This window comes from Amycolatopsis minnesotensis (genome assembly GCF_039529815.1).
Classification (GTDB): Bacteria; Actinomycetota; Actinomycetes; order Mycobacteriales; family Pseudonocardiaceae; genus Amycolatopsis; species Amycolatopsis minnesotensis.
This window is the reverse complement of sequence record NZ_BAAANN010000012.1, coordinates 21728-42353: the sequence shown is the minus strand read 5'-3', so window position 1 is coordinate 42353 and position 20626 is coordinate 21728. Positions and strand designations below refer to the sequence as shown.

Below are 20626 nucleotides of genomic sequence, written 5' to 3'. Positions count from 1 at the left end.
ATTTCGCCCTCACAGCCCCCAGGCCGGTGATCTCCAACACTCGCGCGCCCGCCCGCGGTCCGCACCGGAGGCCCGGGCCTCGCCGGGCCAGCCGGGCACCGGCGAGCCGACGCGCCCCGCGCGGCGGGGAGCGTCTCGGTCGGTCGCAGGGCCGCCAGGCCCTCCAAATTTGCGACGGCGGGGGCGCCCGCAACTCAACTACCGCTCACCTGGAGAGCCGCGCCCCCGGCAGTGAGCGGCAGATCGCGTACGCCCGCGAACGTAGGAGCCCTACGCCACGGTCTTGAGCAGCCCGCCGTCGACCACGTAGTCGGCGCCGGTGATGTTCGAGGCCTTGTCCGAGGCGAGGAACGCGACCACCGCCGCCACCTCGTCCGGCTCGCCGACTCTGCCACTCGGGATCCCCATCGATTCGGGGACCAGCTTGTCCATGACCTCCTCGGCGGTGACGCCCGCCTGCGCGGCCATCAGGTGCGCGAACCCGCCCTCGGCCATCCACAGTGGAGTGCGAACCGGGCCGGGCGACACCGTGTTGACCCGGATCCCCAGCGGTGCCAGTTCGTCCGCCAGCGCCTTCCCGAAGTTCGCCAGCGCGGCCTTCGCCGCGCTGTACGGCGCGATCATCCCCGCCGGCATCCGCGAGTTGACCGAGCCCACCGTCACGATGTTCGCGCCGGGCCTGCCGGTCAGCAGCGGGACCGCGGCTCGTACCGCGCGCACCGTGCTGAAGAACGTGATGTCGAAGATCCGGTTCCACTGCTCGTCGGTGAAGGTGGCCGCCGACGCACCCGGCTCACTCGCCCCGACGTTGTTGACGAGGATGTCCAGCTCACCGGCCGCCGCGATCAGTTCGGCAGGCCCCTCCGCCGTGGCGAGGTCCACCTCCACCGCCGTCACGTCGTGCTCCGCGCAGAGCTTCTCCAACCCCTCGCTCGAACCACGCGAGCCGACGAACACCCGAGCGCCTTCCGCCGCCAGTGCCCGCGCCACCGCGAGCCCGATTCCCTTGCTGCCACCCGTAACCACTGCCGTCTTGTCCTGAAGCATCAGTTCCATGCGGCAAAGCCTGCCGTGACAGCGGATGCCCCGCTGGCGGCTTTCGGACCGTGTTGTTTCATCGGTCGTCGGAATTCGCGCTGCCGAGACGCTCCCCGCCGCGCGGGGCGCGTCGGCTCGCCCTTGGTGCGGGTGGCGGGCATGCGAACGACACCGCCGGGCCGGCATGACCCCCATCGCGCCGGACCGGCGGTGTCGCTGCCGCCGGGTTGTCGTGATCTTGACTGCGTCAGTCCGACGACCTCGGTGCCGTGTCGGTTCCCCGGTGTGCCAACGATTTTCCGCGAGTTCGTGGCGTGGCTCCTCCTACCACAGGGCGACGGTGCTCTCGCGCCGGGTGGACTCGGACCTTGTGGCAACCTACTGGTTGCGATACTATCGCGGCAATCGAACGGCTGCGATGGAGGTAGTGATGACGGTTCCCGATCGGATCGAGCGGCAGATCGAACTCGCCCACGGTCCGCAGAAGGTGTGGGCGGCGCTGACCACCGCGGAGGGGCTCGGCGGGTGGTTCGGTTCCGAGGCCGACGTGGACCTGCGGCCCGGCGGTGAGGCGCACCTCCGCTGGGGTGACGAGCACGCGGCCACCCTGTGGATCCAGGTCGTCGAGCCGCCGAGCCGGTTCGCGTACACCTGGGCCATCTACGGGCTTCCCGAGAGCGATCCGCGCCGGACGCACGTCGAGTTCACCCTGGAGCCCGATGGCGACGGCACCCGGCTGACCGTGGTGGAGACCGGTTTCGCGCAGTTGCCGGACGAGCTCAAGACCACTTATGACGGGAACGTGTCCGGCTGGCGCAAGGAACTGGGCGAGCTGGTTGAATACCTCGATGCCGCCTGAGCACGACACGGAAGCGGTCGCGGCGGCGGTGTTCTCCGCGCTCGCCGATCCGACCCGGCGCGCGGTGCTCGCCGAACTGGCGAGCCGCGGGCCCGCCACCGCGACCGATCTCGCGGCGCGCCTGCCGATTTCCCGGCAGGCCATCGCCAAGCACCTCGCGCTGCTCTCGGAGGCCGGTCTGGTCCACGCCGAACAGGGTGAACGCCGCCGCGTGCGGTTCCACCTCCGTTCGGGGCCGATGGCGGTGGCGCAGTCGTTCCTCGCCGCGCTCGCCCGCGACTGGGACCGGAACCTGTCTTCGCTGGCCGACTACCTCGGCGCGCGACCGTCCGATTCGGACTGATGTGGTTCGATCGGGCGCATCGCCGCCGGGTACCGCCCCGACCGGTTCGACGTCATCGGCGCGCTCATCTGCCTCGTGGGCCTCGCCGTGATCATGCACGCGCCTCGCGGGTGAGCAGGGCCGTCACGCAGTCCGCGGCCAGTTCCTCGGCGTACTTGGGGATTTTCTTGCCCGCGCGGTAGTTCCGTCGCACCAGCGCGTACGGGATGTCGATCAGTGCGATCCGCATCTGCTCGACGTCGCGCGGCGAGTCGTGCCCCAGTGCGGTCGCCAGCTTCCGGATCTCCTTGGCGACCCGCCGGTTCGCACGGTCGAGGCGATCGCGTTCGGGCTCCGGCCACTCAGCCCTGCCGAAGTCGGCCGCGCTGTAGAGCAGGATCGCGGCGTCGCTCGGGTTTTCCCGGCTCCAGCGGACCACGTGCGCCGCACCGGCTCGTGCCGAGGCCAGCGGATCCGGATCGGTGATGGCCTCGAGGAATCCCGACTGGAACCGGTCGAGCGATCGCAGCCACAGCGCGGCCAGCAGGTCCGGCCGTCCGGGGAAGCGGTGGTACACCGACCCGCTCGGCGCTCCTGCCTTGCGGGCGACCGCCGTCATCGTGACTCCGCGCGGCCCCTGTTCCGCGGCGAGGTGGGCGGCGGCGTCGAGCAGGCTCTCGGCGTCGTGGCGTGGCGGACGTCCCATGCGCTCACCCTAGCTTTTTAGATGATGCTCTCTATAATCGGGGCGGGGCGGAGGAACGGAGAGTGCGATGGGAATCTCGCGAATATGGGGCGCGACCGCGGACGAGGTGTCGCGGGAGTACCCGTGCGACCGGTTCATCGACGGCGGGACCACGAGCTGGTTCCGCGCGGTGACGGTGAACGCCGGGCCGGACACCGTGTTCCGCTGGCTCTGCCAGCTCAAGGTCGGCCCGTACAGCTACGACCTCATCGACAATCCGGGCAAGCGGAGCCCGCGCGAGCTCACGCCGGGTGTCGACGAACTGGCGGTGGGGCAGCGGTTCATGCGCATCTTCGAACTGGTCGACTTCGAACCGGATCGGCAGCTCACCCTGCGCATCGACGATCGTGCGGCGGAATGGGCGTTCAACAAGCTGGCCGTCACCTACGCCGTTCATGCCGAGGCGCCGGGGGTGACACGGCTCGTGGTCAAGCTCGCCGTTTCCACGGCGGGCGGCCCGATCCGCGCGCTGACGAGGCCGCCACTGGCCTGGGGCGACCTCTTGATGATGCGGCACCAGTTGCACCGGCTCGCCGCGCTGGCGGAGAAGACGGAGAAGCGACCGGTCTGACGCGGGCACTGCGGAGTCCACAAAGGACAGTAGGTGCCGGTGAATTGACCGGCGAGGATTCAGCCGTGCTGGGTGACCGGCTCGGAACCGGCGTCGAGCGCATCGAGGACCGCCTCGCCGTTCACCCTCGCCCACTCGGTCAGTGCGCGGATCGGATCGGTCAGCGTCGCGCCGAGCGGAGTGAGTTCGTACTCGACGCGGGGCGGCACCTCGGCATACGCGTGGCGGCGGACGAGCCCGTGCGCTTCGAGCCGTCGAAGCGCCTGGGTGAGCACCTTGCGGGAGATACCGCCGATCAGCTCGATCAGCTCGCCGTGGCGCACCGGGCCCCTGCTGAGGCCGGCGAGAAAGGGTTCGCCGGGACCGAAACCGCTCATGGCGCCAAAGGTACCTGCTGGTTCCCATCGGAATCCTAGTCTGGGGTTCTCCCACCCAGAACCAGGAGAACGAGTCATGCGAGTCATCACCCAGCAGCAGCTCGGCGGTCCCGAGGTGCTCACCATCGTGGACGCGCCCGCGCCCCGGCCCCTGCCGACCGAGGTCCTCGTCCGCGTGAAGGCGATCGGGTTGAACCCGTTGGAGGCGCGTTTGCGCGACGGCGAGTTCCCGCTGCTCGGCAAGCCGCCGTTCGTACTCGGCTGGGACATCAGCGGCGTGGTCGACCAGGCGCAGACTTGGCGGTTCCGGCCCGGCGACGAAGTGTTCGGGATGCCGCTGTTCCCCCGTGCGGCCAACGCGTACGCCGAATTCGTGGCAGCGCCGGCGTTGCACCTGGTGCGCAAGCCGGCGTCGCTCTCGCACGTCGAGGCTTCGGCGCTGCCGATCGTCGGGCTGACGGCGTGGCAGGGCCTCGTCGACCTCGCCGGTGTGACGGCGGGCGACCGCGTCCTGGTCCACGGCGGTGGCGGCGGGGTCGGCCACGTCGCGATCCAGATCGCGAAAGCACGCGGCGCGCACGTGATCACGACCGCCGGCGCGAGCAAGCGGGAGTTCGTCGAAGGGCTCGGCGCCGACGAAGTGATCGACTACGCCACGGTCGACTTCGCCGAGGCGGTCCGCGACATCGACGTCGTGCTCGACACGCTCGGCGGCGACACCGTCGAGCGGTCGCTCGGCGTGCTCCGGCCAGGCGGGCACCTGGTGACGGCGGTAGCCGACGAGGACACGGAGCTCATCGCGAAGTTCGAGGCGGCGGGCATGCGCTTCAGCGGTATCGCGGTCGACCCGGATCCGGTTGCCCTGCGGGGCCTTGTCGAGCTCGTCGAACAGGGCAGGCTCCAGGTTCACGTGCAGGAGGCGGTCCCGTTCGAGCGCGTCGCCGACGCGCACCGGCTGCTCGACGCCGGGCACCTCCGGGGCAAGCTCGTCCTCACCCTCTGAGGAGGCCCTCGTCACCGGGTGGCGGCGCATGGTGCAGGCTGGCCGGTATGGCAGGCAAGCACAGCGCGGGGATTCTCGTGTACCGCACGGTGGCGGGGGAGACCGAAGTCCTCATCGGACACATGGGCGGTCCGTTCTGGGCGAAGAAGGACGACGCGGCGTGGTCGATCCCCAAGGGCGAATGCGAGCCGGGCGAAGCGCCGGAGGAGGCCGCGCGCCGCGAGTTCGCCGAGGAACTGGGCCTTCCCGCCCCGGAAGGGGACTACGCGGAGCTGGGCACCGTCCGGCAGTCGGGCAAGCAGGTGACGGTCTGGGCGGTGGAGGGCGATCTCGACCCCGCCAAGGTCGTGCCGGGCACGTTCGCGCTGGAATGGCCGCCGCGGAGCGGGAAGACGCAGGAATTCCCCGAGCTGGACAGGGTGGCCTGGGTCGATCTCGCCACCGCGGGGGAGAAGCTCGTGAAGGGCCAGCGCGCGTTCCTGGAGCGGCTCGGCGGGCTGCTCGGCGCCTGATCCGGCCACGCCACGCGATCGGGTGATCGCGCGATCGCTGTTGTTTTCGCAGGTGAAACGCCTAGGATCCGGTTGTGGACCTGCCTGTGATGCCGCCGGTGAAGCCGATGCTGGCGAAAGCCGTGCACGAAGTGCCGCGCGCGCCCGGACTCACCTACGAGCCGAAATGGGACGGGTTCCGCTGCGTCGTGTTCCGCGACGGCGACGAGGTGGAGCTCGGGTCCCGCAACGACCGGCCGCTGACGCGGTACTTCCCCGAACTCGTCGAACTGCTGCGCGACGCGTTGCCGCCGCGCTGCGTCGTCGACGGCGAGATCGTGCTCGTGACCGGGTCCGGCCTCGACTTCGAGACGTTGCAGAACCGGTTGCACCCCGCGGCGTCACGGGTGAACAAGCTCGCGGCGGAGACGCCGGCCAGCTTCGTCGCGTTCGACCTGCTCGCCCTCGACGACCGCGACCTCACCGAGACCCCGTTCACCGAGCGGCGGCGGCTGCTCGAAGGCGTGCTGGACGACGGGTTCGCGCGCGTGGTGCTGACACCGCTCACGTCGGATCCCGACGTCGCGGAGGACTGGTTCACCCGCTTCGAGGGCGCCGGGTTCGACGGGGTGATGGCCAAACCGGGTGACCTGCCCTACGAGCAGGACAAGCGCGCGATGTGGAAGGTCAAGCACGAGCGGACGGCGGACTGCGTGGTCGCCGGGTTCCGCTGGCACAAGGACGCCGGGGTCGGATCGCTGCTGCTGGGGCTGTACGACGAGGACGGCGTTCTGCACCACGTCGGCGTCGCGAGCAGCTTCACCGCGGTGCGTCGCCGGGAGCTGGTCGACGAGCTGGCGCCGCTGCGGGAGAACGCGGTCGAAGGGCATCCTTGGCGGGCGTGGGCCGAGGCGCAGATCGAGACGACGGGCCAGCGCGTACCGGGGGGCCAGAGCAGGTGGAGCCCGCAGAAGGACCTGTCCTGGGAGCCGGTGCGCGCCGAACTGGTCGCCGAGGTCCGGTACGAGCACCTGCAGGGCGGGCGGCTGCGGCACGGCGGCAGGCTCGTCCGCTTCCGGCCGGACCGCGAACCGGCTTCGTGCACCTACGGCCAGCTCGAAGAGGCGGCTCCCGCCGAGCTGACCGCGTTGTTCGGCGAAGGGGCTGCCAGGTGAGCGACGTGCTGCTCGATCTCGACGGGGTCGAGGTCAAGGTCTCCAGCCCGGACAAGGTGTACTTCCCCGGACGCGGGGAGACGAAGCTGGACCTGATCCGGTTCTACCAGTCGATCGAGGGCCCGTTGCTGACCGCGCTGGGCGGGCGGCCGCTGCTGATGGAGCGGTACCCGGCTGGTGCCGGCGGGAAGTCGTTCTTCCAGAAGCGGGTGCCCAAGTCGGCGCCGCCGTGGCTGCGGACCACCGTGGTGTCCACGCCGAACGGCACCACGAGCGACGCGCTCGTCGCGGCCGATCTCGCGCACATCGTGTGGGCGGTGAACTTCGGCTGCCTCGGCTTCCACGTGTGGCCGTTCCACGCGGACACCCCGGAGTTCACCGACGAACTGCGCATCGACCTCGACCCCTCGCCCGGCGTCGGGTTCGACCAGCTCCGCGAAGCGGCCGCGCTGACGAAGGAGTTCCTCGACGAACTCGGTATCGAAGCCTGCCTCAAGACCTCCGGTTCCCGCGGCCTGCACCTGTACTCGCGGTTGGAGTCCACATGGGACAGTTACCAGGTGCGGGCGGCGGCGGTCGCGCTCGCCCGCGCGCTGGAACGCAGGCACCCCGGGCTCATCACCGCGCAGTGGTGGAAGGAGGAACGGGGCTCGCGCGTGTTCGTCGACTTCAACCAGAACGCGCCGCACAAGACGGTTTTCGGCGCGTGGTGCGTGCGGCCGAGAGCGGACGCGCGGGTGTCGACGCCGATCCGCTGGGACGAACTCGCGACCGTCGAACCGGACGCGCTGACGATCGCGACCGTGCCCGCCCGCGTCGCCGAGTCCGGTGACCCGTGGGCGTCGGCGACCCCGCAGTCCATCGAACCGCTGCTGGAGATGTCGCGCCAGGACATGGCGAGCGGCCTGATGGACGCGCCGTGGCCACCCGTCTACCCGAAACAGCCCAACGAGCCGCCCCGGGTGGCACCGAGCAGGGCGAAGCACTCCTAACCGGACCGTCCCGGCACTACCGCTGAAGGTTTGGCCTCTGGCTTTTAGTACGAGGAACATGAGTGGCGGCCAGGACCACCCGTGAGCCACGGCTTTGCCCGGTGGCCGTCTGGACCGGCCTTGGACCTATCGCCGGTCGAATTCGGCTCGGACGCCGAGGAGGCGCACTGGTCTGCCGTGGTCGAAGCGGGCGGTGACCTCCAGTGCGGCGCGTTCGATCTCGGCCGCGTCGCTCGTCGGCTCCGGCAGGGTGACGCTGCGGGTCTGGGTGAAGAACGGCGCGAACCGGATCTTGACCGCCACCCGTGCCGCGGGCCGCCCCTCCTCGCGGACGTCCTGCGCCACCCGCTTCGCGAGCACGACGATCTCCTCGTCGACGCGGGTGCGATCGGTGAGATTCTCCTGGTACGTCGTCTCGCGGCTCCTGGACTTGTTCACGTACGGCGTCGCCGAGACCTCGGCTTCCCCGGCGCCCCGCGCGAGTGCCCGGTACCACGGGCCCATCGTCGGCCCGAACCGCGCGGCGAGCGCGTCGGGATCGGCGGCGGCGAGTTCGGCGACCGTGGTGTGGCCCAGCTCGGTCAGCTTCTTCGCGGTGCGGCTCCCGATGCCCCACAGCGCGTCCGTCGGCCGGTCGAACATGACCTCGGCCCAGTTCTCCTTGGTGAGCCGGTAGATCCCGGCCGGTTTGGCGAACCCGGTGGCGAGCTTGGCGCGCAGCTTGTTGTCGCCGATGCCGACCGAGCACGACATACCCGTCTCGGCGTGCACCTGGCGGCGGATGTCCTCCGCCAGCGCCTCGGGATCGCCGATGTGCGCGCCGAGGAACGCCTCGCCCCAGCCGAGCACCTCCACGACGACGGGAAACTCCCGCAGTGTCGCCATCACCCGCTCGGACACCTCGTCGTAGGCGGGGGGATCGGTGGGCAGGAACACCGCGTCGGGGCAGCGCTTCGCCGCCAGCCGCAACGGCATCCCCGACTGGATCCCGAATTCGCGCGCCTCGTAGGAAGCCGTGGCGACGACGGCGCGCTGCGCCGGATCGCCCGCGCCGCCCACCACCACGGGCTTGCCGCGCAGTTCGGGCCGCCGTGCGATCTCCACGGCGGCGATGAACTGGTCGAGATCGACGTGCAGGACCCACCACGGTTCGGCCACACCGTCCATAGTGGTCTATTGCGGCCCATAGTGCCGGATTTCTACCCGACCGGCTCTGGCTCCTCGACGTGCCGGAGCACCAGCAGCATGCCGCGTTCGTCGACGTTTTCAGGATTGTCCTCGCGACACCCGGCAAGCGCCGCGAGCAGGGCGTCGGTGTCGATGCCCGCGCCGATCAGCACCAGCTCGGTGCGCCGCCGCCCGGACGGCCAGCGGCCACGGTCGAACCGCAGGAACCCGCCGACGGTGTGCAGGCCGAAGCGGTCGTGCTCACCGGAGGCGCCGAAGTCCACGAAACCCTTCATCCGGTACAGCCCGGCGGGGCGGCCCTCCAGGAACTTGATCAGCCGCCGCGGGTTCAGCGGCTGCTCGGAGGTGAACGAGACCGTGTCGTACGCGGTGTGCAGATGATCCGCGTGATCGTGCTCTTCGGCGAGCAGATCGGTGAACGAGAGCTGGCCGTCGTCGGGGCGCTCGCGCTCGGCGTCGAAGAACAGCGCGGGATCGATGCGGCCGTGCGAGGTCGGCACGACCGGTTTGCCGGGGCTCAGCTCTTCGATCGTGCCGAGCAGTCGTTCGCGGTCGGCGCCGGTGATCCGGTCGGTCTTGTTCAGCACCACCAGATCCGCGAGCGCCAGGTGCTGGTCCAGCTCGGGGTGCGCGGCACGCGTCCGGTCGAACTCGGCGCCGTCGAGCACCTGGACGAGCCCGCCGTAGGCGATCTCCTCGTTCTCGCTGGCGATCATCAGGCGCAGCAGGTCGCGGGGCTCGGCGACGCCGCTCGCCTCGATCACGATGACGTCGATGCCTGCCGACGGCGCGGAGAGCTTGCCCAGCATCGCGTCGAGGCCGCTCGCGTCGACCGCGCAGCACAGGCAGCCGTTGCCGAACGAGACCATCGAGTCGACCTGGCCCGCGACCGACATCGCGTCGACGCCGATGCTGCCGAAGTCGTTGACGATCACCCCGACGCGGGCGTCGCCGCGGGTCAGCAGGTGGTTGAGCAGCGTGGTCTTCCCCGACCCGAGGAAACCCGTGAGGATCACCACCGGGATCCGATTCCCGCTCAAAGTGCCCTCCGAATCAGGACGCGGTGGACGGTTCCGACGCGGTACTTCCCCTGCGCTGCAAGGCTCGCGCCGCCGGTTCGACGAGCCGCGCCGCAGTCGGGCCGAGTATCGCCATCAGCAGCACGTACGCGGTGGCCAGCGCGGCCAGTTCGCTGTCGACGGCACCGTAGCTGACCGCGAGCCCGGCGATCACGATGGAGAACTCGCCGCGCGCGACGAGCGCGGCACCGGCACGGGCCCGGCCCATCTTCCCGACGCCCTGGCGCCGGGCGGCCCACCAGCCGGTGGCCACCTTGGTCAGCGTCGTGACCACCGCGAGCGCGATCGCCCAGCCCAGCACGGGCGGGATCTCCGCGGGGTTCGTGTTGAGCCCGAACACCACGAAGAACACCGCGGCGAACAGGTCGCGCAGCGGTTCGAGCATGTGGGTCGCGTTCTCGGCCGTCGAGCCGGAGATCGCGATGCCGAGCAGGAACGCGCCGACCGCGGCGGAGACCTGGAGCGCGGAGGCCGCACCCGCGACGAGCAGCGCGGCCCCGAGCACCTTGAGCAGGAACACCTCGCGGTCGGGGCTGTCCACCAGTGCCGAGACGTACCGCCCGAACTTCAGCGCCACCACCAGCACCACGGTGATCACCGCGAGCGAGATGCCGACCGCCTTGAGCCCGCCGACCACGCTCACGCCCACCAGCAGCGCGGTCAGGATCGGCAGGTACAGCGCCATCACCAGGTCCTCGAAGACCAGGATCGACAGCACCACGGGCGTTTCCCGGTTGCCGAGCCTGCCGAGGTCGCCGAGGACCTTCGCGATGATCCCGGACGACGAGATGTAGGTGACGCCGCCCATCACGAGCGCGCCGACCGGCCCCCAGCCCAGGATCAGCGCGACCGCCGCGCCGGGTGCCGCGTTGAGCACGATGTCGAGCACGCCCGCCATCCACGACCGCTTCAGGCCGGTGAACAGCTCCGCGGCGGAGTACTCCAGCCCGAGCAGCAACAGCAGCAGCACCACGCCCATCTCGCTGGCGAGGTGCGTGAACGGCCCGATGTCGGCGAGCGGGATGAGCCCGCCCTGGCCGAAGCACAGGCCGCCGATGAGGTAGAGCGGGATGGGGGACATGCCGATCTTCGCGGCCAGGCGGCCGAGCGCGCCCAGCACGAAGAAGACCGCCCCGAGTTCGATCAAGGACAGCGCGGTGTGATCCATCGCGGCTCAGCCGTACTTGAGGATCTTGATGGCGGCTTCGAGCCCTTCCGAGGTGCCGACGGCCACCAGCAGATCGCCCGAGGTGAACGTGAAGTCCGGGGTCGGCGACGGGTGGATCTGGCCTGCCCGCATGACCGCGACGATCGACACGCCGGTGCGCGTGCGCATCCCGGTGTCGCCGAGCGTGCGCCCGTCGAACGGGGACGCGTTCTTGATCGGGAGCTGCTTGGTGTTGATCCCGGGCAGGTCCCGGTGCTCCTCGGTGAGCTGCGCGACGAGCTGCGGCGCGCCGAGGAGGTTCGCCAGCGCCCCCGCCTCGTCGGTGCTCAGCGGGAGTGACGCGAGACAGGCGTCCGGGTCGTCCGATTTGGACACGATCAGCTCGATCTGGCCGTCCCGGTGGGTCACCACGCCGACCCGCCTGCCGTTGCGGATGGCGAAGTCCTTGCGTACGCCGATACCGGGCAGCGGGGTCACTTCAACGTTCACGTTCTCCACGGTAACCGATCGGGGGAAGTTGGTTCCCGGTAGTCGAGTTTGGGTGTTTTGACCGATCTCACCAGGCACACAGTACGCGCGTTACGTAGAATCGGCGCCGTCGCCGCCCGTGATCTTCCGCGGACGAGGAGTGCGTGGCCGGTGCTGTCCTGAGCGAACCGAAGCACTCGACGACGATGGGTGGAAGCGCATGCTGGTGGCGATCGTGGCGCATTTCGCGGTCGCCGCCGCGCTGCCCGCGATCGCGAAGCGCTGGGGCCGCAACGTTTTCTACGTCGCAGCGCTGATACCCGCCGCATCGCTGGTCTTCGCGCTGAACCGGCTCGGCGGCGTACTGGCAGGCGCCGCGCCGGAGGAGAGCCTCGCGTGGGCGCCGGGGATCGGGCTGGAGATCAGCCTGCGCATGGACCCGCTCGCGCTGCTCATGATCGTGCTCGTCTCCGGCGTCGGCGCGCTGGTCCTGTGCTACTCGGCGCGCTACGCGAAGCCCGGTGGCGAGGGCATCACACGGGAATCGGTGCTGCTCCTGGTGTTCGCGGGCGCCATGCTCGGCCTCGTCCTCGCCGACGACATCTTCTCGCTGTACCTGTTCTGGGAGCTGACCACGGTCTGCTCCTTCCTGCTCGTCGGCGGCAGGGGGCTGACCCCGGCGATCCGGCGCTCGGCGACGCAGGCGCTGCTGGTGACCGGGTTCGGCGGGCTCGCCATGCTGCTCGGGCTCATCCTGCTCGGCACCGCCGCGGGCACCTACCGGATCTCGGAGATCATCGCCCACCCACCCGGTGGTGCGGTCACGTCCGTCGCCGTGGTGCTGGTGCTCGTCGGCGCGCTGACGAAATCGGCGCAGGTGCCGTTCCACCCGTGGCTGCCCGCGGCCATGGTCGCGCCGACGCCGGTCAGCGCCTACCTGCACGCCGCGGCGATGGTGAAGGCAGGCGTCTACCTCGTCGCGCGCTTCGCGCCCGGGTTCTCGGACCTGGCCGCGTGGTGGGTCCCGGTGGTGGTGCTCGGCCTGTGGACGATGCTGCTCGGCGGGGTGCGCGCACTGCGCGAGCACGATCTCAAGCGGCTGCTCGCGTTCGGCACGGTGAGCCAGCTCGGGTTCCTGATGGTGCTCGTCGGCTCCGGCGGGTTCGTCACCGCGCTCGCCGGCGCGACGCTGATCCTCGCGCACGGGCTGTTCAAGTCCGCGCTGTTCCTCACCGTCGGCGTGCTCGACAAGGCCACCGGCACGCGGGACATCCGCGAGCTCTCCGGGGTCGGCCGCCGGTGGCCGGTGCTCACCGGGTTCGTCGTGCTGGCCGCCGCCTCGATGGCCGGCTTCCCGCCGCTGCTCGGGTTCGTCGGCAAGGAGACGGCGTTCACCGCGTTCGGGTCCGGCGGCGCGCGCGACACCATCGTGCTGGTGTGCCTCGTGCTCGGCTCGGCGCTGACCTTCGCCTACAGCCTGCGCTTCGTCGTCGGCGGATTCGGTACCCCGCAGGGGAAAACGCCCATCGCCGCGACCTGGCCTGGCCAGGGGCTGGTGGTGCCGATGGCGATCCCGGCCACCGCCGGCCTGGTGTGCGCGTTCGCGGTGCCGTGGCTCGAACCGCTGCTCGCCGGGTACGCGGACGCCTACCCCGGCCACGGCTACCACCTCGCGCTCTGGCACGGGTTCACCGTCCCGTTAGGACTTTCCGCGCTCGTCGTGCTCGGCGGGTACCTGGTCCACCGGCACGTCCAGCGGGCGGGCCTGCCCGATGTCCGGTGGCCGAAGTACGCCGACGCGCAGGCCGGGTACCGGGCCGCGGTGCGCGGGCTCGACGCGCTCGCCCGCCGGGTGACCGGGCGCCTGCAGGTGGGGTCGCTGCCGGTGTACCTGGGCGTCATCCTGCTGACCGCGATCGTCGTGCCGGGGGCGGGGCTGCTCGCGGGCGTGGATTCGCCCGGCCCGCTCCGGCTGTGGGACTCGCCGATGCAGGTGCCGATCGCGGTGCTGGTGCTGGTGGCGACCGCGACCGTGCTGGTGGCGCGCCGCAGGCTCACCGCGGTCCTGCTCACCGGCGTGATCGGCTACGGCATCGGCGCGCTGTTCCTCGTCGACGGCGGGCCGGATCTCGCGCTCGCGCAGTTCCTCGTGGAATCGCTGACGCTCGTGGTGTTCGTGTTCGTGCTCCGCCGCCTGCCGGAGCGGTTCGTCAGGGACGACCGCCCGCCGGGCAAGAAGGCGCGCTGGACGAAGGCGGTCATCGCGATCGCGGGCGGGGTCTTCGTCGCGGGGCTCGCGATGATCGTGTCGGCGAGCCGGGACGGGCTGCCGGATGTCAGCCGCGAGTACATCGAGCGCGCGGAGCCGTCGGCGGGCGCGAGCAACGTGGTGAACGCGATCATCGTCGACTTCCGCGCGTTCGACACCGTCGGCGAGATCGCGGTGCTGGCCGTCGCGGCGACGGGGGCGGCGAGCCTGATCCTCGGCGCGCACCGGGCGCGGCGCAGACCGGAGCGGGACGAGACCGAGGAGGTGACCGGATGACGAAGTGGACGGAGTGGGACGCGCCGAAGGAGCGCTGGCTGCTCACCGAACGCGAGCGCGGGGGCTGGCCGAGGTCCCTGCTGTTCGAGCTGTGCACCAGGATCGTGTTCCCCACCGTGCTCGTGATGTCGGTGTACCTCCTGCTGGCCGGGCACAACGACGCGGGCGGCGGGTTCAGCGGGGGGCTGGTCGCCGGGCTCGCGTTCGTGCTGCGCTACCTCGCGGGCGGCAGCGCCGAACTGGCCGCGGTGCGCGCGCTGCGGCCGCCGGTGCTGATCGGCTCCGGGATGAGCATCGCCGTGATCACCGCGCTGGTGCCTGCCGCGTTCGGCGCACCGATCCTCTCGACTGCGCTGTGGACGGTCACGCTGCCGCTCGTCGGCACCTTCAAGATCGCCACCAGCCTGTTCCTCGACATCGGCGTCTACCTGCTGATCATCGGCGTGGTGCTGGACCTGCTGCGCACGCTCGGCACCGGGATCGAGCAGGGCGGGCTGGACTCGTGACCATCAACCTGACCATGGCCGTGCTGATGGCGTGCCTGTATTCGGCGGGGTTCTACCTGATCATGCAGCGTTCGCTGATGCGCGTGCTGCTGGGCATCGTGATCCTCGGGCACGGCGCGAACCTGTTCCTCCAGGTCGCGGGCGGTCCGCCGGGCGATCCCGCGTTCATCGGGTTCGGCGTGCTCACCTCGATGGTCGATCCGCTGCCGCAGGCGATGGCGCTCACCGCGATCGTGATCACCTTCGCGCTCACCACGTTCCTGCTCGCGCTGGCCTACCGCTCGTGGGTGCTGCTCGGCGACGACGAGGTCCGCGACGATCTCGAAGACCGCCGGGTGCGCGACAGCGAGGAAGACGCGGACCTCGCCCCGGAAGAGGAGGCGAGCCGATGAACGTCCTCGTCGCGCTCCCGGTGCTGCTCCCGCTGCTCGCGGCCGCGCTTTCCTTGGTGTTCGGGCGTTTTCCCGGTGTGCAGCGCGCGATCGGCGTGGTGGTGCTGAGCGGGGTCGTCGTCGACGCCGCGTTCGTGCTCGCCGAATCCGACCGGCACGGCCCGCTCGTGCTGCAGCTCGGCGGGTACGCGCCGCCGTACGGCATCACGCTGATCGCCGACCGGCTGTCCGCGTTGCTGCTGCTGGTCTCCGCCGTGGTGACGCTCGCGGTGCTGGTGTTCTCGATCGGCCAGCGGATCACCGACTACGGCAGGGAAACCACTTCGACCGCGTTCCACCCGATGTACCTGGTGCTGTGCGCGGGCGTGTCGCTCGCCTACGTCACCGGTGACCTGTTCACGCTGTTCGTCGCGTTCGAGATCATGCTGTCCGCGTCGTACGTGCTGATCACCCGCCGCACCACGGCGCCGCGCATCCGCGCCGGGATGACCTACGTGATCGTCAGCCTGATGTCTTCGCTGCTGTTCATCACGATGATCGCGCTCGTCTACGCGGCGACCGGCACGGTCAACCTCGCCGATCTCGCCGACAAGGTGGCGCTGCTCTCGCCCGGTGTCCGCACCAGCCTCGGGCTGTTCGTGGTCGTGGTGTTCGGCATCAAGGCGGCGCTGGTGCCGCTGCACTTCTGGCTGCCGGACAGCTACCCGACCGCGCCCGCACCGGTCACCGCGGTGTTCGCGGGCCTGCTCACGAAGGTCGGCGTGTACGCGCTGATCCGCACGCAGACACTGGTCTTCCCGCACAGCAGTACGTCGGGCGCGTCGACGTTCCTGCTCGTGGTGTCGATACTGACGATGATCGTCGGCGCGCTCGGCGCCATCGCGCAGAACGACCTCAACCGGCTCATGTCGTTCCTGCTGGTGAGCCACATCGGGTACATGATCTTCGGGCTCGCGCTGTTCAACGTGGTCGGGCTGACCGGCGTGATCCTGTACGTGGTGCACCACATCACCGTGCAGGCCGCGCTGTTCCTCGTCGGCGGGCTCATCACGCGGCACACCGGCACGGTGTCGTTGCGCGCGATGTCCGGGGTGGCCAAGGCGTATCCGCTCATCGCCGTGCTCTTCGCGGTCCCGGCGCTCAGCCTGGCCGGGATCCCGCCGCTCTCGGGGTTCGTCGCCAAGATCACGCTGCTGCGCGCGGGCGCGGAAACGGCCACGCCGGTGGCGTACGTCGTGACGGCGGGCGCCGTGCTCACGAGCCTGCTCACGCTCTACGCGGTGACGCGGATCTGGGTCGGCGCCTTCTGGGGCGAGGTGCGCGCCCCGCTGCCCGATCCCGACCCGACCGACGAGGTGACCGTGGGCACCGGGTCCACCTCGCGCGGGATGATCGGCGCGACCGCGGTGCTGGTCGTCGCCGGGGTGGCGATCGCGCTGTTCGCGGGACCGCTCTCGGAGCTGAGCGGCCGGGCGGCGGCCGATCTGCTCGACAGCGCGCCGTACCGGACCGCGGTGCTGGGGGCCCGATGACCGCGATGCTGCGCAGGCTGCCGATGTTCCTGTGGCTGGTGCTCGTCTGGCTCCTGCTGTGGGGGTCCGTCGACATCGGGCTGGTCGTGCTGGGCGTCCTCGTCGCGGTCGGCGTGCTCGCGCTCTACCCGGTGCGTCCGGTGTGCTCCGGCCTGCGGCCGCGTCCGATCGCGCTGCTCAGGCTCGCCGGATACCTGGTCGCGGACCTGGTGACCTCCGCGGTGAAGGTGGGCTGGCAGGTGCTCCGCCACGGCCGCGCGGTACGGGGTGCCGTGATCGCCGTGCCGGTACTGTCCGATGTGGACTGGCTCGTCGCGGCGGCGGCGAACCTGCTTTCCTTGGGGCCCGGCAAATCCGTGGTGCAGCTCGACCGGAAGGGCCGCGTGTTCTACGTCTACGCGCTGAACCCCGGCGATCCCGCGCGCGTGCGCGACGACGTGCTGCACCTGCAACGGCGGGTCTTGCGTGCTTTCGGGGCTTCCGAGGAGGATCCGCTGTGAGCGCCGACAACGTGTTTTTCCCAGCGGAGGAGCCATGAGCGCCGACGACGTGTTTTTCCCAGCGGAGGAGCCATGAGCGCCGACGACGTGTTTTTCCCAGCGGAGGAGCTATGAACGCCGACGACGTGTTTTTCCCAGCGGAGGAGCCATGAACACTGTGTACTTGGTCACCTTCTCCCTGCTGGTGCTCGCCGGGCTTCTCTCGCTGATCCGGCTGGTACGCGGTCCCCGCACGCTCGACCGGGTACTCGCGATCGACGTGCTGGTGGTGCTGATCGTGGCCGGGGTCGCGGTCGAGATGGCGATGACCGGGCAGGGGATGAACCTGTCCCTGCTGGTCTCGGTGGCGTTGCTCGGGTTCGTCGGCTCCGCGAGCGTGGTCCGCCTCGCCGAGCGGAAGGAGGGCCACCGGTGATCGACGTGCTCTCCGCGGCGCTGATGCTGCTCGGCGCGCTGTCCTGCGTCGTCGGCGCGCTCGGCCTCGTCCGGTTCCCCGATCTGCTGAGCAGGCTCCAGGCTGCGACCAAGCCGCAGACGCTCGGGTTGCTGCTGATCCTCGCCGGCGTCGCGCTCCAGCTTCCCGCGAAGTACGCGGTCGGCCTGGTGCTGGTCGCCCTGTTCCAGGTGATCACCGCGCCCGTGCTGTCGCAGCTGTTCGGGCGCGCCGCCTACGCCACCGGTGCCGACGAACGGGATGCGCTCGAAACCGACGACCTCGGCGAGCGCCTTGCCGACCGGCCCGGAGCGTCCTGACCCGCGCCAGGCAGAATGGCGGCGCACGAGCGGACGAACTACGGCGAGGAGCTGGAACGGTGGGAGCCCTACGCGGCGTGGTCGCGCTGGACGGACCTTCGGGCACGGGCAAGACCACCGTGGCCCGCACGCTCGCCGACCGGCTCAGCGCCGGCTACCTGGACACCGGCGCGATGTACCGGGTCGTGACGCTGGCCGTGCTGCGCGCGGGCGTGGACCCCGCCGCCGCGGATGCGGTCGCCGAGGTCGCGGCGCGGATCTCGTACGAGATCGGCACCGACCCGTCCGCTCCCCGGATGCTGCTCGACGGCGAAGAGGTTTCCGCGCTGATCCGCGGTCCCGAGATCACCCACGCGGTGTCGCCGGTCTCGGCCGTGCCGAAGGTGCGCGAGTTCCTCGTGGCCGAGCAGCGCCGGATCATCGAAGGCGTGCTCGGAACCGTCGGCGGCGTCGTCGTCGAGGGGCGCGACATCGGCACCGTCGTCACCCCGGACGCCCCGCTCAAGGTGTTCCTGACCGCGTCCGCGGAGATCAGGGCCGCGCGGCGCAGCGCGCAGGACTCCGCGGCGGGCCGTCAGTCCACAGTGGACGATGCGAGGGCTTCGGTCGACCGCAGGGACAAACTGGACTCCAGCAGGATCGCCTCGCCGCTGCGCGCCGCGGAGGACGCCGTCGAGGTGGACACCTCGGAGCTGAGCATCGACCAGGTCATCGTGGCGCTGAGCGAACTGGCGTGCCGCCGCGGCCTGCTGGACGAGTGCTCGAAGGCGGCCAAGTGAGCAAGACGATACTTCCGGAAGGCGCCACGAAGTGGGTGCACCACTTCGGCAGGGGCATCGGCAAGTTCATCGTGCGCCCGGCGTTCCGGGTGAAGCTGCACGGTGTCGAACGCGTGCCGCGCGACGGCGCGCTGGTCGTGATCGCGAACCACAGCACCATGGCGGAACCGCAGCTGCTGTTCGGAATGCTGCCGAGGCCGTCGGTGTTCCTGGTCAAGGCGGAGCTGTTCGAAGCGGCGGGCGGCCTCGTCGGCCGGTTCTTCCGCCGGCTCGGCCAGATCCCGGTCAAACGGGGCGAGGTGGACCGGAAACCACTGGTCACCGCGGTCGGCGTGCTCAAGGACGGCGGCCTGGTCGGCGTGTTCCCGGAGGGCACGCGCGGCACCGGTGACGTCGCCAACGCCGAACGCGGCGCGGCCTGGCTCGTGCGCGCGACCGGCGCCACGGTGCTGCCGGTGGCCACGCGCGGCACGCTGCGCCCCGAAGGCAGCGGGCGCCGGTTCCGGCCGAGGGTGGACATCATGTTCGGCGAGCCCGTCACCCCGGAGATCGGCAAGGGCCGCACCGGGCTGGAAGAGGGCACCGAGCTGCTGCGCGGCGAACTCGCCGCGCTCGTGAAGACTTTGGACGAATGGCGCGCCGAAAACGGATTCGACGCGCCGAGGAGGCACAAGTGACCGAAGTGGACGGGGTCGACGGGACCTGGTCCGACGAGTCGGAGTTCACCGCGCTCGACGCGCAGGTGGCAGGCGACGAGGCGGAAGCAGAGGAGCAGCTGGCCCAGCCCGTGCTCGCGGTGGTGGGCAGGCCGAACGTGGGCAAGTCGACGCTGGTGAACCGGATTCTCGGCCGGCGAGAGGCCGTGGTGCAGGACGTGCCGGGCGTGACCAGGGACAGGGTCGCCTACGACGCGCAGTGGGCCGGTCGCCGGTTCACCGTGGTGGACACCGGCGGCTGGGAGCCGAGCGCGACCGGGCTGCAGGGCTCGGTCGCGGCGCAGGCCGAGCTGGCCATGTCGACCGCGGACGCGGTGCTCGTCGTGGTCGACGCCTCGGTGGGCGCGACCGCGACGGACGAGGCCGTGGCGAAGGTGCTGCGCCGCTCGAAGCGGCCGGTGCTGCTGGCCGCGAACAAGGTCGACGACGAGCGCCTGCTGGCGGACGCGGCTTCGCTGTGGAACCTCGGGCTCGGCGAGCCGTACCCGGTCAGCGCCCTGCACGGGCGCAGCTCGGGCGACCTGCTCGACGTCATCGTCGGCGTGCTGCCCGAGGCGCCGCGCGGCGACCGCCTCGGCACCGGCCCTCGCCGCGTGGCGCTGGTCGGCAAGCCGAACGTGGGCAAGTCGAGCCTGCTGAACAAGCTCTCCGGCGAGGAGCGCTCGGTGGTCGACTCGGTCGCGGGCACCACCGTCGACCCGGTCGACTCCCTGGTCGAGCTGGACGGGCAGACCTGGCGGTTCGTCGACACCGCCGGCCTGCGCAAGCGCGTGCAGACCTCCAGCGGTGCCGAGTACTACGCGTCGCTGCGGACCAAGACCGCGATCGACGCGTCCGAGGTGGCGATCGTGCTGCTCGACGCCGCCGAGCCCCTCGCGGAGCAGGACCTGCGGGTGCTGACGATGGTCGTCGAGGCGGGCCGCGCGTGCGTGCTCGCGTTCAACAAGTGGGACCTCGTCGACGAGGAACGCCGCTACCAGATGGTGCGCGAGCTCGAACGCGGCCTGGTGCGGGTGCCGTGGGCGGAGAAGGTGAACATCTCCGCGCTCACCGGCCGCTCGGTGCGCAAGCTCGCGCCCGCGCTGCGCACCGCGCTCGCGTCGTGGGACAAGCGCGTGCCGACGGGCCAGCTCAACGGCTGGCTCGCCGACCTGATCGCGGCCACCCCGCCGCCGGTCCGGGGCGGCAAGCAGCCGAAGGTGCTCTTCGCGACGCAGGCCGGGATCCGCCCGCCCACCTTGGTGCTGTTCACCACGGGATTCCTGGAAGCAGGCTATCGCAGGTTCATCGAACGGAAGTTCCGCGAGCGGTTCGGTTTCGAGGGCAGCCCGGTCCGCATCAATGTGCGCGTCCGGGAAAAGAAGCCCAAGCCCGGCACGAAGAAGAAATGATTTCACGTGCCCCGCGTCACCTTTTCGAGTGACCTT

General features: G+C 70.7%; 24 protein-coding genes and 1 pseudogene. 18 read left to right on the top strand and 7 right to left on the bottom strand.

What is annotated here, in order from left to right; genetic code table 11:
- Nucleotides 1-270: 270 nt before the first annotated feature.
- Nucleotides 271-1056 (bottom strand): SDR family NAD(P)-dependent oxidoreductase, encoded by a 786-nt coding sequence (locus tag ABD256_RS16480; RefSeq protein WP_344418673.1) that lies wholly within the window; start codon nt 1054-1056, stop codon nt 271-273.
- Between the two features lie 412 nt (nt 1057-1468).
- Between ABD256_RS16480 and ABD256_RS16475 the strand changes: the two genes are divergently transcribed.
- From ABD256_RS16475 to ABD256_RS16465, 3 genes and pseudogenes are all read left to right on the top strand, one after another.
- Nucleotides 1469-1897: an SRPBCC domain-containing protein gene (locus ABD256_RS16475; protein WP_344418669.1), complete on the top strand. Its 429-nt coding sequence runs from the start codon at nt 1469-1471 to the stop codon at nt 1895-1897.
- Complete coding sequence (locus tag ABD256_RS16470) at nt 1887-2240, top strand: ArsR/SmtB family transcription factor (RefSeq protein WP_344418666.1); 354 nt, start codon at nt 1887-1889, stop codon at nt 2238-2240. The genes ABD256_RS16475 and ABD256_RS16470 overlap by 11 nt, the downstream gene beginning before the upstream one ends.
- 12 nt (nt 2241-2252) lie before the next feature.
- Nucleotides 2253-2354 (top strand): annotated as a pseudogene (locus ABD256_RS16465) (YnfA family protein); the annotation flags it as partial.
- On the opposite strand, the gene ABD256_RS16460 reads toward ABD256_RS16465, so the two are convergent.
- On the bottom strand, nt 2332-2925 hold the full coding sequence (locus ABD256_RS16460) for a TetR/AcrR family transcriptional regulator (protein WP_344418663.1): 594 nt from the start codon (nt 2923-2925) through the stop codon (nt 2332-2334). The pseudogene ABD256_RS16465 and the gene ABD256_RS16460 overlap by 23 nt on opposite strands.
- A gap of 67 nt (nt 2926-2992) precedes the next feature.
- Between ABD256_RS16460 and ABD256_RS16455 the strand changes: the two genes are divergently transcribed.
- Nucleotides 2993-3535 (top strand): hypothetical protein, encoded by a 543-nt coding sequence (locus tag ABD256_RS16455; protein WP_344418660.1) that lies wholly within the window; start codon nt 2993-2995, stop codon nt 3533-3535.
- Nucleotides 3536-3594: 59 nt separating this feature from the next.
- Here the strand turns inward: ABD256_RS16455 and ABD256_RS16450 are convergent, their stop codons facing one another.
- Nucleotides 3595-3912: a winged helix-turn-helix transcriptional regulator gene (locus ABD256_RS16450; protein ID WP_344418658.1), complete on the bottom strand. Its 318-nt coding sequence runs from the start codon at nt 3910-3912 to the stop codon at nt 3595-3597.
- Between the two features lie 76 nt (nt 3913-3988).
- Here ABD256_RS16450 and ABD256_RS16445 point away from each other — a divergent pair, with 76 nt between their 5' ends.
- The 4 genes from ABD256_RS16445 (at nt 3989) to ligD (ending at nt 7573) form a co-directional block, all read left to right on the top strand.
- Entirely contained in the window at nt 3989-4915 is a 927-nt protein-coding gene (locus ABD256_RS16445; protein ID WP_344418655.1) for an NADP-dependent oxidoreductase, read from the top strand.
- 47 nt (nt 4916-4962) lie between these two features.
- The gene (locus ABD256_RS16440; RefSeq protein ID WP_344418652.1) at nt 4963-5427 is read left to right on the top strand and encodes an NUDIX hydrolase; all 465 of its coding nucleotides are present in this window, start codon (nt 4963-4965) and stop codon (nt 5425-5427) included.
- A 74-nt stretch (nt 5428-5501) separates the two neighbouring features.
- Entirely contained in the window at nt 5502-6581 is a 1080-nt protein-coding gene (locus tag ABD256_RS16435) for an ATP-dependent DNA ligase (protein WP_344418649.1), read from the top strand.
- Entirely contained in the window at nt 6578-7573 is a 996-nt protein-coding gene (gene ligD, locus ABD256_RS16430) for a non-homologous end-joining DNA ligase (protein ID WP_344418646.1), read from the top strand. The genes ABD256_RS16435 and ligD overlap by 4 nt, the downstream gene beginning before the upstream one ends.
- Before the next feature lie 126 nt (nt 7574-7699).
- Here ligD and ABD256_RS16425 read toward each other — a convergent pair whose 3' ends face one another.
- From ABD256_RS16425 to ABD256_RS16410, 4 genes are read right to left on the bottom strand one after another with little or no spacing between them, the layout of a single operon-like run.
- Nucleotides 7700-8731: a DNA polymerase IV gene (locus tag ABD256_RS16425; protein WP_344418643.1), complete on the bottom strand. Its 1032-nt coding sequence runs from the start codon at nt 8729-8731 to the stop codon at nt 7700-7702.
- Between the two features lie 41 nt (nt 8732-8772).
- Nucleotides 8773-9801, bottom strand: coding sequence for a CobW family GTP-binding protein (locus ABD256_RS16420; RefSeq protein ID WP_344418640.1), 1029 nt, complete (start codon nt 9799-9801; stop codon nt 8773-8775).
- A 13-nt stretch (nt 9802-9814) separates the two neighbouring features.
- Entirely contained in the window at nt 9815-11008 is a 1194-nt protein-coding gene (locus tag ABD256_RS16415) for a cation:proton antiporter (RefSeq protein ID WP_344418637.1), read from the bottom strand.
- Between the two features lie 6 nt (nt 11009-11014).
- Nucleotides 11015-11497 (bottom strand): cation:proton antiporter regulatory subunit, encoded by a 483-nt coding sequence (locus ABD256_RS16410; RefSeq protein WP_344418634.1) that lies wholly within the window; start codon nt 11495-11497, stop codon nt 11015-11017.
- Nucleotides 11498-11696: 199 nt separating this feature from the next.
- Between ABD256_RS16410 and mbhE the strand changes: the two genes are divergently transcribed.
- The 10 genes from mbhE to der all read left to right on the top strand — a co-directional run bounded on the left by mbhE (nt 11697) and on the right by der (nt 20590).
- A complete protein-coding gene (gene mbhE / locus ABD256_RS16405; RefSeq protein ID WP_344418632.1) occupies nt 11697-14021 on the top strand; it encodes a hydrogen gas-evolving membrane-bound hydrogenase subunit E in 2325 nt (774 codons plus the stop codon).
- A complete protein-coding gene (locus ABD256_RS16400; protein ID WP_344418630.1) occupies nt 14018-14527 on the top strand; it encodes an MnhB domain-containing protein in 510 nt (169 codons plus the stop codon). Before mbhE ends, ABD256_RS16400 begins: the two co-directional genes overlap by 4 nt.
- A complete protein-coding gene (locus tag ABD256_RS16395; RefSeq protein WP_344418627.1) occupies nt 14524-14919 on the top strand; it encodes a Na(+)/H(+) antiporter subunit C in 396 nt (131 codons plus the stop codon). Before ABD256_RS16400 ends, ABD256_RS16395 begins: the two co-directional genes overlap by 4 nt.
- Nucleotides 14916-16451, top strand: a complete 1536-nt coding sequence (locus ABD256_RS16390) for a Na+/H+ antiporter subunit D (protein WP_344418624.1) — start codon at nt 14916-14918, stop codon at nt 16449-16451. Before ABD256_RS16395 ends, ABD256_RS16390 begins: the two co-directional genes overlap by 4 nt.
- On the top strand, nt 16448-16951 hold the full coding sequence (locus tag ABD256_RS16385; RefSeq protein ID WP_344418621.1) for a Na+/H+ antiporter subunit E: 504 nt from the start codon (nt 16448-16450) through the stop codon (nt 16949-16951). Before ABD256_RS16390 ends, ABD256_RS16385 begins: the two co-directional genes overlap by 4 nt.
- Nucleotides 16952-17099: 148 nt before the next feature.
- Nucleotides 17100-17366 (top strand): MrpF/PhaF family protein, encoded by a 267-nt coding sequence (locus ABD256_RS16380; protein ID WP_344418618.1) that lies wholly within the window; start codon nt 17100-17102, stop codon nt 17364-17366.
- A 23-nt stretch (nt 17367-17389) separates the two neighbouring features.
- Nucleotides 17390-17704 carry a monovalent cation/H(+) antiporter subunit G gene (gene mnhG, locus ABD256_RS16375; protein WP_344419201.1) on the top strand — a complete coding sequence of 105 codons (315 nt, stop codon included), beginning with the start codon at nt 17390-17392 and terminating at the stop codon, nt 17702-17704.
- A 77-nt stretch (nt 17705-17781) separates the two neighbouring features.
- Nucleotides 17782-18483, top strand: coding sequence for a (d)CMP kinase (gene cmk, locus ABD256_RS16370; RefSeq protein ID WP_344419198.1), 702 nt, complete (start codon nt 17782-17784; stop codon nt 18481-18483).
- Complete coding sequence (locus ABD256_RS16365; RefSeq protein WP_344418616.1) at nt 18480-19160, top strand: lysophospholipid acyltransferase family protein; 681 nt, start codon at nt 18480-18482, stop codon at nt 19158-19160. The genes cmk and ABD256_RS16365 overlap by 4 nt, the downstream gene beginning before the upstream one ends.
- A complete protein-coding gene (der, locus tag ABD256_RS16360; protein WP_425546460.1) occupies nt 19157-20590 on the top strand; it encodes a ribosome biogenesis GTPase Der in 1434 nt (477 codons plus the stop codon). The genes ABD256_RS16365 and der overlap by 4 nt, the downstream gene beginning before the upstream one ends.
- The last annotated feature ends 36 nt before the right edge of the window (nt 20591-20626 follow it).

What these genes read in the sequence shown, in the direction of transcription:
- ABD256_RS16480 (WP_344418673.1), bottom strand. Translation starts at nt 1,056, where the DNA reads ATGGAACTGATGCTTCAGGACAAGACGGCAGTGGTTACGGGTGGCAGC.
- ABD256_RS16475 (WP_344418669.1), top strand. Translation starts at nt 1,469, where the DNA reads ATGACGGTTCCCGATCGGATCGAGCGGCAGATCGAACTCGCCCACGGT.
- ABD256_RS16470 (WP_344418666.1), top strand. Translation starts at nt 1,887, where the DNA reads ATGCCGCCTGAGCACGACACGGAAGCGGTCGCGGCGGCGGTGTTCTCC.
- ABD256_RS16460 (WP_344418663.1), bottom strand. Translation starts at nt 2,925, where the DNA reads ATGGGACGTCCGCCACGCCACGACGCCGAGAGCCTGCTCGACGCCGCC.
- ABD256_RS16455 (WP_344418660.1), top strand. Translation starts at nt 2,993, where the DNA reads ATGGGAATCTCGCGAATATGGGGCGCGACCGCGGACGAGGTGTCGCGG.
- ABD256_RS16450 (WP_344418658.1), bottom strand. Translation starts at nt 3,912, where the DNA reads ATGAGCGGTTTCGGTCCCGGCGAACCCTTTCTCGCCGGCCTCAGCAGG.
- ABD256_RS16445 (WP_344418655.1), top strand. Translation starts at nt 3,989, where the DNA reads ATGCGAGTCATCACCCAGCAGCAGCTCGGCGGTCCCGAGGTGCTCACC.
- ABD256_RS16440 (WP_344418652.1), top strand. Translation starts at nt 4,963, where the DNA reads ATGGCAGGCAAGCACAGCGCGGGGATTCTCGTGTACCGCACGGTGGCG.
- ABD256_RS16415 (WP_344418637.1), bottom strand. Translation starts at nt 11,008, where the DNA reads ATGGATCACACCGCGCTGTCCTTGATCGAACTCGGGGCGGTCTTCTTC.
- mbhE (WP_344418632.1), top strand. Translation starts at nt 11,697, where the DNA reads ATGCTGGTGGCGATCGTGGCGCATTTCGCGGTCGCCGCCGCGCTGCCC.
- ABD256_RS16400 (WP_344418630.1), top strand. Translation starts at nt 14,018, where the DNA reads ATGACGAAGTGGACGGAGTGGGACGCGCCGAAGGAGCGCTGGCTGCTC.
- ABD256_RS16390 (WP_344418624.1), top strand. Translation starts at nt 14,916, where the DNA reads ATGAACGTCCTCGTCGCGCTCCCGGTGCTGCTCCCGCTGCTCGCGGCC.
- ABD256_RS16385 (WP_344418621.1), top strand. Translation starts at nt 16,448, where the DNA reads ATGACCGCGATGCTGCGCAGGCTGCCGATGTTCCTGTGGCTGGTGCTC.
- ABD256_RS16380 (WP_344418618.1), top strand. Translation starts at nt 17,100, where the DNA reads ATGAACACTGTGTACTTGGTCACCTTCTCCCTGCTGGTGCTCGCCGGG.
- mnhG (WP_344419201.1), top strand. Translation starts at nt 17,390, where the DNA reads ATGCTGCTCGGCGCGCTGTCCTGCGTCGTCGGCGCGCTCGGCCTCGTC.